General features: G+C 47.8%; 10 protein-coding genes. 7 read left to right on the top strand and 3 right to left on the bottom strand.

Going from position 1 to position 12,474, the window contains the following annotated elements:
- Positions 1-1,521 (bottom strand): hypothetical protein, encoded by a 1,521-nt coding sequence (locus ACESLK_RS25495; RefSeq protein WP_373232555.1) that lies wholly within the window; start codon positions 1,519-1,521, stop codon positions 1-3.
- Between the two features lie 106 nt (positions 1,522-1,627).
- Here ACESLK_RS25495 and ACESLK_RS25500 point away from each other — a divergent pair, with 106 nt between their 5' ends.
- The 4 genes from ACESLK_RS25500 to ACESLK_RS25515 all read left to right on the top strand — a co-directional run bounded on the left by ACESLK_RS25500 (position 1,628) and on the right by ACESLK_RS25515 (position 5,859).
- Positions 1,628-2,503 (top strand): helix-turn-helix transcriptional regulator, encoded by an 876-nt coding sequence (locus tag ACESLK_RS25500; protein ID WP_373232572.1) that lies wholly within the window; start codon positions 1,628-1,630, stop codon positions 2,501-2,503.
- A 73-nt stretch (positions 2,504-2,576) separates the two neighbouring features.
- Entirely contained in the window at positions 2,577-3,242 is a 666-nt protein-coding gene (locus ACESLK_RS25505; protein ID WP_373232557.1) for an SOS response-associated peptidase, read from the top strand.
- 223 nt (positions 3,243-3,465) lie between these two features.
- Entirely contained in the window at positions 3,466-5,040 is a 1,575-nt protein-coding gene (locus tag ACESLK_RS25510) for a glycoside hydrolase family 43 protein (RefSeq protein ID WP_373232559.1), read from the top strand.
- A 12-nt stretch (positions 5,041-5,052) separates the two neighbouring features.
- On the top strand, positions 5,053-5,859 hold the full coding sequence (locus ACESLK_RS25515; RefSeq protein ID WP_373232561.1) for an alpha/beta fold hydrolase: 807 nt from the start codon (positions 5,053-5,055) through the stop codon (positions 5,857-5,859).
- Between the two features lie 87 nt (positions 5,860-5,946).
- Here the strand turns inward: ACESLK_RS25515 and ACESLK_RS25520 are convergent, their stop codons facing one another.
- Entirely contained in the window at positions 5,947-7,053 is a 1,107-nt protein-coding gene (locus tag ACESLK_RS25520; RefSeq protein ID WP_373232563.1) for a glycoside hydrolase family 88 protein, read from the bottom strand.
- 140 nt (positions 7,054-7,193) lie between these two features.
- Between ACESLK_RS25520 and ACESLK_RS25525 the strand changes: the two genes are divergently transcribed.
- Positions 7,194-8,051, top strand: coding sequence for an AraC family transcriptional regulator (locus ACESLK_RS25525; RefSeq protein ID WP_373232565.1), 858 nt, complete (start codon positions 7,194-7,196; stop codon positions 8,049-8,051).
- A gap of 43 nt (positions 8,052-8,094) precedes the next feature.
- Here ACESLK_RS25525 and ACESLK_RS25530 read toward each other — a convergent pair whose 3' ends face one another.
- Positions 8,095-8,976: a helix-turn-helix domain-containing protein gene (locus ACESLK_RS25530; protein ID WP_373232567.1), complete on the bottom strand. Its 882-nt coding sequence runs from the start codon at positions 8,974-8,976 to the stop codon at positions 8,095-8,097.
- A 135-nt stretch (positions 8,977-9,111) separates the two neighbouring features.
- Between ACESLK_RS25530 and ACESLK_RS25535 the strand changes: the two genes are divergently transcribed.
- A complete protein-coding gene (locus ACESLK_RS25535; protein ID WP_373232568.1) occupies positions 9,112-11,028 on the top strand; it encodes a beta-L-arabinofuranosidase domain-containing protein in 1,917 nt (638 codons plus the stop codon).
- Positions 11,029-11,144: 116 nt separating this feature from the next.
- On the top strand, positions 11,145-12,374 hold the full coding sequence (locus ACESLK_RS25540) for a cache domain-containing sensor histidine kinase (RefSeq protein WP_373232569.1): 1,230 nt from the start codon (positions 11,145-11,147) through the stop codon (positions 12,372-12,374).
- Positions 12,375-12,474: the final 100 nt, after the last annotated feature.

Genomic DNA, 12,474 nt, shown 5'->3' on the forward strand with positions numbered 1-12,474 from the left:
TTACATGGTGACCGAAGTTACCTTCATTAGCTCGCCGACCTTCTGGAACAAAGAAGCGTTATTGCCGATGGACATCGCACAATGATGCGTAGGAGCTTCGGCGAACCAGCGTGACATATAGCTGTCGGGATGCTCCCGGAATCGGACGGGAGTTTGCGTATTGCCAATTCTCATAATCGGTCCATCCGTCGATTCGCCCTCGCTCATGATCAGCTTGAGCTTGCCATCCTCTGTTTGGGTTACGTTAAGCGTCGTAATCGGACCGGTACGGACCTTAGCCTCCACGGAAACGCCAGTTCCTTGTTTGCCATGATAAAGGCCCATACCGCGAAGGACCGGCTTGCCTTCCGAAATAGCAATGTGGAAAGGTCCATCATGTCCAAGGAGGATAGTCCCATCGACGTAGTCGACAACGACGATTTCGGAAAAGCTGCCGCCGGTGCCAAGGATATCGCAGATTTTCATCGCGACCGCCGTCTTCAGATCTCCTTCGCCAGAGCAAGGGATTCCTCGAGCGGTCAGCAGGGAGTGGCCGACGATAAAGCCGCCTTGAAGCTTCTCGTATTCGCCTCCCGGCGCACCGTGATAGTAGTAGGACAGGGCGTCCAGGTCGTATTCCTTCACGAGACGTTCCTGAGCTGCCGCGACCCTGCAGGACCATTCCATCTGTTCCTCGGATGGCTTGCTGGCAATCGGATCGGAAGGGGAATCTCCGCTGATTTGAAACATGCCATGAACCTCTTCGAGCTTCGCCTTCACCTCTTGCAGGGTAACCTCGCGTAACATGCGGTCTAGATCGCACATCTCGAGTACCTCAATATGAATACCCGTCTGTGCTTGAAGCATCGTGAAGTCGCTGTACATATCAAGCATTCCGCTATAGGTATTGCCAAGAAATCCGAAGCGGCTATGCTGCAGAGTTCTCGGAACTGCAGCCGCCCGAGCCCACTCCTCTATTTCCTTCCATGCGCGTACAGCCTCAATCCGATTCGCGGTCACTTCATTCGTTAGTGAAATCTCAGGTGTCGCCGACATGCCGAGAAGTCCGTTAACAACACGGAACGGGATACCCGCCCGATTAAAGGTATTGGCGAATTCCGGAACGGGGCATGCTCCGCAGTGGGCAAGCCATTCCCCTGTCGTCGATTGCTCATAATTTATTCGGTCGGTCGGCTGCAGATTCAAGAATACGACAGGCGACTTATTGATCTGATGCACTGGCAGAATGGTGGAACTGGTGGAGTAAGTCGCGGCATGACAGAAGACGAGATCGACATTTCGCTCATTCAGCCATTCACCCGCTTTTCTTCCTTCGCCTTCCGTATCGACCAAGCCGTAGTTAAACACGTCCCCCCAAGCGGACAGTTTATTTTCGATAAACCGACCATAGTCGATCAAACGCTCGCGAAGCCCAGGGAACTGATCCCAGTAAGCTCGAAGTCCAACCGAATAAAGCCCGATCCGCGGACGCTTAACTAACTTGATAGGAGGAAGATAAGTCATAGGATACACCTCATTCATAATAAAATAATAGCTTTATTCCAAAATAGTAACCGCTTAAGCTATAATTAACATCGAATAATGTTGGTCAAAAATAACATGATCTTGGGGTGGTGTTAGAATCGTGATGTCTACCTTGCGAGAGAGGGCTTCTTACGCCTGGACCGAGGATTCCATTCGTCTTATTGCCACGCCTTCCGTTTATGCTAGATCCGCATACCTCTATGTTCAAGAGGTGGGACATTTCCACACCTTAACACCGTATTTCACGGAGAGGGAGTATCTGAATTCCTTCCTCATCGTATACACCGTATCTGGCAGAGGCAAATTAACTTATCGCGGGCACACCTACGATCTCCGCCCCCGCCAAGCGTTTCTCATCGATTGCATGGAATACCAGTACTATACGACAGATCCAGATCAGCCCTGGGAATTGTTATGGGTCCATTTCAACGGGCACGGGGTAACTCGGTATTACGAAGCCTATGAAACAGCGGAAACGCCTGTCGTTACTCTTCCCCCGGATTCTCAGACTCCAAGCATGCTTCGCGAGCTTATACTCCTTCAACAAGAAAGGACTGTGAGAAGTGAGCTGATCTCTAATAAATTGCTTGTTGGTCTGTTGACGGACATCTTGCTGGCTGCACCTGAGATTGGCACTTCTCTTGCGGATGCCCCGGAGCATGTACGAAGCGCAATGAAGGAAATGGAGCAGCGCTATCAGGACAAAATAACGCTGGATCAGCTGGCTGCTCTCGCATCTGTTAATAAGTATCATCTCGCCAAGGAATTTAAACGGTACAGCGGATTTTCGCCGAATGAATTTCTCATCAACGTCCGCATGTCCCGAGCCAAGGAGTTGCTCAAATATTCGGACCTTCCTGTTTCCCAAATTGCGATGGAGGTCGGAATCGATAACGTGAGCCATTTTATCCGGTTGTTCAAGGACCGCATAGACACGACACCTTTGTCCTTTCGCAAGCGTTGGCAGCCTCCGAGATGATGGCGCACTGCATAGATTTCCTTCTAGAAACAAACAATGAGAGTTATTCACAGAAGGAAATGGGCTGATTCTGATGTGCAATCGCTTCTCATTAACGGTAGATCTAGACCAATTGACTGCGGATTTCGAAATTGAACGCGTGCATATTCCATATCAGAAAAGATACAATATCTCGCCTACTCAGGAAATTCCCGTCATCCAGCAAATGGGGGAAGAAAGGTGTCTGAATCAACACAGATGGGGCTTGATGCCCTATTGGGGTAAGAGCTCGGTTCATACGGACAGAGAGACCATTGGTGATAAGCCGTACCTTAATTCCATGCTTGCGAAGAAACGGTGCGTCGTTCCTTGCAGCGGCTTCTACGTTTGGAAAGAGGAAGGGAAGACAAAACGCGCATGGCATGTTGTCCACCCGAAGAAATCTGTTTTTGGAATGGCGGGTATTTATGACGTTTGGCTCGATTCCGAGAAGAACGAATTCCCGATGTGTACGGTCATCACCACAGTTTCAAGCATTGGACTGGATAAGAGCCTGCCCTTAATGCTGGATGAAGAAGCCATGAATACATGGCTAGATCCGCAGATGAATCAATCGGAAGCTTTGCGCGATCTACTTCACTCTGTACCGGAAACAAAATTCCGTGCTTATCCGGTATCTCCTCGCGTAGAAGACTATTCAATGGAAACAGAGGAATGTATTTTGGAGCTGGATCCTTCTTTTATGCTGGTAAAGAGGTAGCGGATGGATTATTCCATAAAGGTAAACAGACCTCCCGAGACAATTGTCCCGGAGGTCTGTTTACGGTTGGAGAAACATCCAACCTCAAAATGATAAAAAAACCGCACTTCCCTCTATAAAAAGGTACATATAGGATCGCATAGGCGTGTGATAGACTTTGATTGGGTGTTCAACTAACACCATATTTTCGTTATATCCATGCACTAGTGAGAGGAGCTTCGTCATGATTATTAATCCTGTACTTCGAGGGTTCAATCCCGACCCTTCCATGATCCGAGTAGGCGATGATTACTATATTGCTACTTCGACCTTCGAGTGGTTTCCAGGCGTTCAAATCCATCATTCCAAGGATCTTGTGAATTGGCGGGTGCTGACGCATCCCTTGAATAGAGTTTCGCAGCTTGATCTTCGGGGCAATCCTAGCTCAGGAGGAATTTGGGCACCGGCTTTATCCTATCATAACGGCATATTTTATTTGCTTTATACAGATGTGAAGGCTCGCCGCAGCACCTTTAAGGATCTGCACAATTATATGGTTACAGCGACAACTATCGAAGGTCCTTGGTCCGAGCCGATCTATTTGCACAGCAGAGGTTTTGATCCGTTCCTGTTCCATGATGATGACGGGCGTAAATGGGTTCTTAACATGCGGTGGGATTTCCGTAAAGGCTATAACCGCTTTGCTGGTATTGAGCTTCAGGAATACTCGGTTGAACAGGAAAAGCTGGTCGGGCCAGTCGAGATCATTAGCAAAGGGAGCACACTTGGAGTAACGGAAGGGCCGCAGCTCTTGAAACGAAACGGCTACTATTACATGCTGCTGGCAGAAGGTGGAACAGGCTACAACCATGCGGCTACTATGGCTCGTTCCCGAAAGATAGAAGGACCCTATGAATTAGATCCGAACTATCCGATGCTCACGACCATTAACCATCCGGAGCATCCGCTGCAGAAGGCAGGTCACGGCGCGCTTGTGGAGACACAGAACGGGGAGTGGTACATGGCGCATATTTGCGCTAGACCATTACCAGAACGCAGGCTCAGTCCGCTTGGCCGGGAAACAGCTATCCAGCGGGTGGAATGGACAGAGGACGGCTGGCTTCGGATATCCGGAGGGGGAATTCTTCCGTTGCTTGAGGTGCCGGCACCGGATTTGCCCCTTCATCCATGGCCGGAATCCCCTGAGAAGGATGACTTTGATGGCGGTAAGCTGGGTATAGATTTTCAGACCCTCCGTATTCCGGCAGAGGAAAGCTGGCTTAGTCTGAAGGAGCGCCCCGGCTATTTAAGGCTTCTAGGTCAGGAGTCGCTGTTCTCTTGGAACCGTCAAAGCATGGTGGCCAGAAGACTGCAGCACTTCCGTGCAGAAGCGGAAACCTGCGTTGAATTCGAGCCGAAGACCTTTAATCAAATGGCAGGGCTCGTCTGTTACAGTGACGAAGCAGACCATTTCTATTTGCGGATCAGTCATGATGATAACCTTGGCAAGCACGTTCAGGTGGTCGTCAGCCGTTCGGGCGGTTACGATGAACCGGAAGGCGCAGTTATCGGTATCGAAGGCTGGGAACGTTGCTACCTGAAGGCGGTATTCGACTATGACAGCCTGCAGTTCCAATGCTCCTCGGATGGTCAAGCTTGGAGCAATGTAGGCCCTCAGCTGGATATGGGGCAGCTCTCAGATGATTACGAAGGCAAGCTTGGCTTTGCTGGAACTTTAGTAGGTATGTGTGTACAAGATTTAGATGGCACCCGAGTAGCAGCTGATTTCGATTATTTCCGTTATACGGAAGAGAATTGAGATTATGGGGTAATGATAATTCGATCAGGAAAAATGAATAGTGATGACACCGAGCTCTACTATGAAGCTTCCGGCTCCGGAGAGGCAATTATTCTAATCCACGGGCATTCCGTCGATCGGAGAATGTGGAATCGGCAATTTACTAAACTCGCGGAAAGCCATCAGGTCATTCGCTATGATATGCGGGGATACGGCTTATCCGGTATGCCGAAAGAAGGTAAGGACTTTCTTCATGCAGAAGATTTGCACATGTTGCTTCGTGGACTAGGAATTTCAAAGGTTCATCTTGTGGGACTCTCGCTAGGATCATTTGTGGCATTGGATTATTTGAGCCTTTACCCGGAAGAGGTCAAGTCTGTTTCCGTTGCTAGCGGCGCCATTTATATGGATGAAGATGAAACGGATAGAGAGCCTCTAGTGATCCCAATAACTGAGGTTGCCGCACATAAAAGCGAATGGTTCGAGCAGTTGATTGGAAGCTGCGGTTCGCATCGGGAAGAAATAGCCAAGGAACTCCGGGAAATGATTAACGATTGGACAGTATGGCAGCGAATTCACAGAGAGCCGAAATGTCTGATTGGAGCGCCTCTTTCAGCACGGCTGCGGATGATTTCTAACGAAATTCCTATCCTCGTACTCATTGGAAGCGACGATTCACGCGGGAGCATTCAATCTTCTGAAAAATTGATCAGCATGTTTCCTCATGCGAGAAGAGCTGATTTAGTGAATGCCGGACACTTTTCTAATATGGAAACTCCTGATGCTTTTAACGGCGAACTAGAGAGGTTTCTATCTGAGAATGTAATCGAAATGTCGTAGAAGCTGATCTATCGCTTAGCGAAGAATGCAAAGAAGAAGCCTTCCGTGAACAGAAGGCTTCTTCTTTGCATTCCAGTTGTTCAGTTATTAGTAAACCCGATTTTTCCAGCCATTCAGCTTCGCCATTGCCTCCACGTAATAATAATCCCCGTAGATAAGAGATACATCAATGTTAGTTGTTCCGCTGCTAGTACCGTGCAGAAGAATCGCTTCATGCTCAGGTTGATCCCATGTTGCGTAATTTTCGGTTAACGATTTTAGAATCCGCTCGGCAGCATCGGCATACAACCGTTTCTCGCCTGCAGGCACAACATCTGCAATTTCCAGCAAGCCTGATGCGGCAATCGCCGCTGCGGAGCTGTCTCGTGACATGCCTTCGAGGGACTCTAGACGGAAATCCCAGTATGGAACATGATCCTCCGGAAGAGCTGCTATGAAGTAGTGGGCGACTCGTTTGGCCACATTCAAGAACCGAACATCACCTGTGTGCCTGTAGGTGTTAGCGAACCCTTGCAACGCCCAAGAGTTGCCGCGGCTCCATGTGGAATCGGGAGCCAAGCCTTGACCTCCGAATGACTCGATATACTCGCCTGACTCCGCGTCGAATGAAATAATATGGTTGCTCGAGCCGTCCTCACGTATGCCATACTTCATCGTCGTCTCGGTATGTTTGATCGCGATATGCTTGTAACGAGGGTCTCCAGTCACCTCGCTGGCCCAGAACAAGAGCGAGATGTTCAGCATGCAATCGATGATGACCCAACCGTATTTGTCTTCATTCCAGGCGCGAATGAAATTGCCGACCGGATTGAAGCGGGCCGCAAGGAAGTTCGCAGCTTCGATTCCCCGGCGGAACGCATCCTGGTCGCCGGTTATCTTATGCTTGATAACAGCAGTGGACAGGAACTGAAAGCCAACATCATGATGGAACTCTTCAGTCGGTTTAACGAACCATTCCTCCAGCGTTGCGTCCCAATGCCAAGCCGCATCTTTGTAATGCTCTTTGCCTGTCATGTCGTACATGATCCACAGAATGCCCGGCCAGAAGCCGGTTGTCCACCAGTCCGTGCCAATATCGTCGTATATCCCGTTTTTTCCAGCGAAATGAGGTACTTTATTCCCGATTTGGCGGATCATTCGATCCACCTTACCTTCTAGTCGTTTCATAATTTCCGCTTTATAAATACTGTCCATCTATAAGCCTCCTAATGATTACAATCGGCAAAGCCGGTTGCTTGATATATTCGAATAATAACTTTTATGCGGGGGCTATAGTTATGATATGATAAGCGAAAATGTTGTTTATTTGTCCTGAATTAAGGGAGTTGAGAAGCTTGAATCGATTATTCAGTCCGGTTCAATTCGATGGTAAGCCGATCCTCTGGGATCATCGACAAACTACGGTAATGCCTTTCGAAGGGTATTATCATTGGCATCCATGCTGTGAAATCCTTTGGGTTCACGAGGGCGAAGGGACGGTCATCGTTAATCAGAATACCCATGAAATCAGACGCGGGATGTTATTCGTTTTCCAGCCCTTCCAGCTTCATAAGGTGTATCCAAGGGCAAGCGAGGAACGGCCTTATATACGCTCTAAGCTGTATTTTCAAACGGGAGAGATTTCTGAGAAGCTGGCCCCCTTTCCTCAACGGAACGGCTTGCTTATTCAACTGACCGAAAGTCAAGGCATATCCCAAGCCTATGATTTCTCACAGCAGATCGAACTGCTGGATGAGTTGGGCGATTGGCACAATAGGTCTAGCGTTGGGAAGAAGAATGAAGAAGAGGCTTTCCTTCTGCTCATGCAGCTGCTGGGTACGATTGAACGGGAACAATACAACAGTGATAAACAGATTGTGAAGACAGCCGAACAAAGATCGCTGCGCTACTCGGAAAAGATCATGAGGTGGATCGAGGACCATTATTCGGAGGAAGCGAGCTTGGATCAGATCGCAGAGGAGCTGCACTTATCCAAATTTTATGTATCCAGAGTTTTCAGGCAAGAGACCGGAAGCAGTATCACGGATTATTTGACAGCGCGAAGAATCAAGCAAGCATGTCGCCTTCTGCAGACAACGACGCTGTCGGTTGAACGCATTGGAATAGAGGTAGGCCTTCCAGATGCCTCGTATTTCGTGCAATTGTTCAAGAAGGTTGTCGGCACTACACCGCTGAAATATAGGAATCAATAATAGGGAGTACGTCTGCATCCTGATCTTGAAATAAATAATCGGATTACGGCTTGTAGAAACGACTCATATAGGTAGAAGGCGCCTCCCCAAGCACTTTCTTAAACACTCTGCTGAAATAGAAGGGATTGCGGTAACCTAGCCGTTCGCTGATTTCAGATACGTTCATAGAGGTGCTTCGCATCAGATGGATGGCTTTATTCATCCTAAGCTTCGTATGAGCTTCAACGATGTTCTGCCCTGTTATCTTCTTGAAAGTTGCCGATAGATAGCTGTAATTCAGATTAACGTAAGTGCTCAGAAGCTTGGAATCAAAATCCTCTTCCACATGCCGTGTCAGGAACCCCATAACTTTCCCCGCTACCCTATTTGTTTTTCCGGCAGTTTTCTTAGCTGTACGTGACAATTCTGCTTGCCGCAGCTCAAGGAACAGCTGATAGGCCTGCAGGCTTATCAACGTCATGCCATTCTCCCTTGGCGCTTCATAATCCTCCAATAGCTTCTGTAAATGGTTTTCCAACGTTAAGTGGAAGACTGATGTTCCGTGCTTTGGCAGGTCTAGCCTATATTGATATTGATCCGGGAAGTAATAGTCCAGCTCGGCCATGGGAAGATGATCACTGTAAGAGATATGCTCGTCGATTACGGTGTTGAAGTGTATCCAGTACCAGGTCGTTCCGGGGAGCGTTAAAGGTCGCCCCCAATGATGCCTGCCTTTTTTCAGGAACAAATGCTCCATCTCGCCTACGAAGTATTCTGTTCCTTCCTCTATGACTTGCATCCTCCCTTTGGTGACGAATAGGAATACATCGAAATCAAGGATGCGATCGTGGTGGGTGTATATTCCGTCAGTTTGGCTTTTACCGATATCTCTGACGAGCGGGAAACGATCGGCAGTGAGAGAAATGGATAAGTCCTTCATCATCATGAACGTTACTCCCTCCTGTAATATTCTGATTATAACCCAAAAAAAGTATAGGTAACATGTGTTCTTGTGCATTTAACCTTTACCCAGAAAGGATTAGACTAAACCTCATAAGCAATAAATTGGGAGGGTAATATAATGAAAGCCATAAAGATGTCCGAATATCCAATGGGACAGGTTCGATTATCGGAAGGTCCGTTGAGAAAGCGGTTTGAATTGAATAAGCAATATGTCATGAGCTTAACAAATGATAACCTGCTTCGTAATTTCTACCTGGAGGCGGGACTTTGGAGTTATAGCGGCAATGGCGGAACGACAAGCGCAACGACAACGAGCTTGGACGGTCCGGAAAAATGGCATTGGGGCTGGGAGTCTCCTACCTGTGAGCTTAGAGGTCATATGATGGGACATTGGTTGTCCGCGGCAGCCCGAATCTATGCGCAAACCGATGACCAGCTCGTTAAGGCCAAAGCCGATTTCGTTGTAAAAGAATTAGCGCGTTGCCAAGTGGCGGGCGGAGGGGAGTGGCTTGCCGCGTTTCCGCAATCCTACATGCACAGAATGGCGAACGGCAAATGGGTATGGGCGCCGCATTATACCATTCACAAGCTTCTCATGGGGCTTGGTGAGATGTATGCACTCGCTAGGAACGAGCAGGCACTCGCGATCATGATCGGCATGGCCGCATGGTTCCATCGTTGGACAGGCCAATTCAATCAGGAGCAAATGGATGACTTACTGGACTTGGAAACAGGCGGAATGCTGGAAACTTGGGCAGATTTATATGGGATTACCCGCGATCCCAAGCATCGTGAATTGATCGAACGATATGACAGGCGGCGGTTCTTCGATTCACTTCTTAGGGGTGAGGATGTTCTTACCAACAAACATGCGAATACGCAGATACCGGAAATATTGGGAGCGGCAAAAGCCTGGGAAGTGACTGGCGATCATCGTTATAGGGATGTGGTCGAAGCTTTCTGGAGAAGTGCGGTAACAGACCGGGGGATTTCATGCACTGGAGCGGGAGATGATGCTGAGTTATGGATGCCTCCAGGCCAATTCGCTGAGCGGATGGGTGTAGGACAGGAGCATTGCTGTAATTACAACATGATGCGGCTGGCCCATGTTCTATATCGTTGGACGGGTGAACCTTTATATGCGGATTATTGGGAGAGAAGGTTCTACAACGGAGTTCTTGCCCAACAGCATGGAGAGACGGGGATGATCTCCTACTTTCTAGGTATAGGTGCAGGAAGCCGCAAGAAGTGGGGATCACAGACCCAGCACTTCTGGTGCTGCCACGGTACTCTCATTCAGGCTAACGCTTCCTATGAACAACAAATTTATTTGCGGGATGAACATGGAGTTGCTATAAGCCAATGGATTCCTTCAAGCCTTAAATTCGAGCAAGGAGAAGCTCAGATTGGCCTCGAGCTGCAGCAAGACGGACAAAATGGCGTATATCCACTGAACGGATGGAACGTAGAAGGTATGCACACGATCACGAAGGTAAACACGCCGCAAATTTCTGCTCATCGTCCTGATCGATTTGTATATGACATTAAAGTGACTTGCGATAGGGAAACGGAATTTACGTTAAAGCTTAGAATTCCGTGGTGGGTAAAGGGCCAGCCGCTTATTTCGGTAAATGGAGTTCCGCTCAGCGGTTTATTTCTACCCACTACCTTAGTAGAAATTCGCAAATCATGGAACGACGGGGATAAGGTGTGCGTGGAATTACCTAAGGAGCTTACAGTCGAACCGCTTCCCGGTCTTACGAATCGGTTGGCATTCATGGACGGACCAATTGTTCTCGCGGGGTTAATCGATGAGGAGAGGCAACTATATGGAAATCCTGCGGCTCCGGAAACACTCCTAATACCGGACCGCGAAAGAAATCATAGCTGGTGGAATATCGGTTATTACCGAACGACCAACCAAGACCGCGGAATCCGCTTCATTCCTCTTTACGAGGTGAAGGATGAGGCTTATACAGTGTATTTTCCAATCGGCCATCGGCGACTAAGTAAAGAATCAGACCTCAAGGCTTAATGCCTCAGAGGTCTGATTCTTTACATATTGATCTATGGTTACTATATTATCCAACCCGCTTTTATCGTTATGGAAAGTCTATATTTGATATACTAAGACGAAAAGGGGGGCGGAGCATGGTCGTATTACGTCGATTATGGAGAAGTATATTCGTCAAATTTTCGGTTGCGTTTTTTCTGGTAGGGATGATTCCGCTTTTTGCCCTTAGTCTATTTTCCTTGCAAACCTTCACGGGTCATGTTGAGCGATATACGGTTAATAACCTGCAGCAAATGTCAATTTACATGAGTTACAATCTTAACAATACATTTTCTGATTATAATGAAATATCGAAATTGATGTATACCGGATATAATGATGAAGCTGGAAGCGCTTCCGTCAATCAGACGACTCAAGTGAATAAGCTGGAAAGAATTAACACGGTTCCGATCGATGATTTTCTTAAGACGATGCTGTATAGCAATCCGAGTATTCGAAGCACTTATTTTATCCGAAAAGTGGATGACAAGCTTTACTATCAAACTCGAGTGGGGACGGCTTTTTTTCCGGATAAGCTGCCTGCCCAAAAGTGGATAGCATCATTGAAGGATATACCTAGGAATCTTGTGATACATCCGACTCATGCGGACGATTATTTCTTTAATTCCAAAGCGAATGTTATGACAATTGGACGGAATCTGATCGATATTTCAGGGATGCCTACCCTTGAGCCCAAGGTCGTGGGTACATTGTTTTTTGATGTGGATGCCCAGATCTTCGAAGGGCTGTTCAGTGAGCTAACGCTTGGAACTAATGATGAGATTTATGTACTTGACGGCAATGATATTGTCTACTTTAGCAACGTGCCTGGCGTCACTGGTAAACAGCATACGATCTCGGAGCGGCCGGATGAAGATCTGCTGGTACTGAGTGAAGGATTAGACTACATGGACGGAAGAATTGTTCTGAGAATATCCCAAAAAGACTTATTCGCGCAGCTTTCATCAACAACGTCAGCCGTTTATCTGGCAATTGCGATCTGTGCGGTTATTCTCATCTTGATGGGCACCTGGTTTTCTCGCCGATTGGCGACACCGATTAGAGGGGTTATCAAGCAGATGAGCAGGGTGGAATCAGGTGATTTGGAAGCTCAGATCAAAGTTGACGGCCAGGATGAGATCAGTAGACTTGCTTACGGCTTCAATCGAATGGTGGATCGCCTAAAGGCATTTATCGATGGGGCGTATATCGCAGAAATCAAGCGAAAACAAACGGAGTTAAATGCGCTTAAGAGCCAGCTTCGTCCGCATTATCTGTATAACACCTTAGAGGTCATTCGAATGAATGCCGTATTTAGGGCTTGCTGAACAAACAAAAATCCCTGTATCCACAAGGGTTTCCGGCACTTTTCGTCGAATTCATATGCAAAGAAAACCGTGAAAAACAGATCGGAAGAGCACACGTCTG

The sequence above is a fragment of the Cohnella sp. genome (genome assembly GCF_041640265.1).
Lineage (GTDB): Bacteria > Bacillota > Bacilli > Paenibacillales > Paenibacillaceae > Cohnella.

What these genes read in the sequence shown, in the direction of transcription:
- ACESLK_RS25515 (WP_373232561.1), top strand. Translation starts at nt 5,053, where the DNA reads ATGATAATTCGATCAGGAAAAATGAATAGTGATGACACCGAGCTCTAC.
- ACESLK_RS25535 (WP_373232568.1), top strand. Translation starts at nt 9,112, where the DNA reads ATGAAAGCCATAAAGATGTCCGAATATCCAATGGGACAGGTTCGATTA.
- ACESLK_RS25520 (WP_373232563.1), bottom strand. Translation starts at nt 7,053, where the DNA reads ATGGACAGTATTTATAAAGCGGAAATTATGAAACGACTAGAAGGTAAG.
- ACESLK_RS25500 (WP_373232572.1), top strand. Translation starts at nt 1,628, where the DNA reads ATGTCTACCTTGCGAGAGAGGGCTTCTTACGCCTGGACCGAGGATTCC.
- ACESLK_RS25505 (WP_373232557.1), top strand. Translation starts at nt 2,577, where the DNA reads ATGTGCAATCGCTTCTCATTAACGGTAGATCTAGACCAATTGACTGCG.
- ACESLK_RS25530 (WP_373232567.1), bottom strand. Translation starts at nt 8,976, where the DNA reads ATGATGATGAAGGACTTATCCATTTCTCTCACTGCCGATCGTTTCCCG.
- ACESLK_RS25510 (WP_373232559.1), top strand. Translation starts at nt 3,466, where the DNA reads ATGATTATTAATCCTGTACTTCGAGGGTTCAATCCCGACCCTTCCATG.
- ACESLK_RS25495 (WP_373232555.1), bottom strand. Translation starts at nt 1,521, where the DNA reads ATGAATGAGGTGTATCCTATGACTTATCTTCCTCCTATCAAGTTAGTT.
- ACESLK_RS25540 (WP_373232569.1), top strand. Translation starts at nt 11,145, where the DNA reads ATGGTCGTATTACGTCGATTATGGAGAAGTATATTCGTCAAATTTTCG.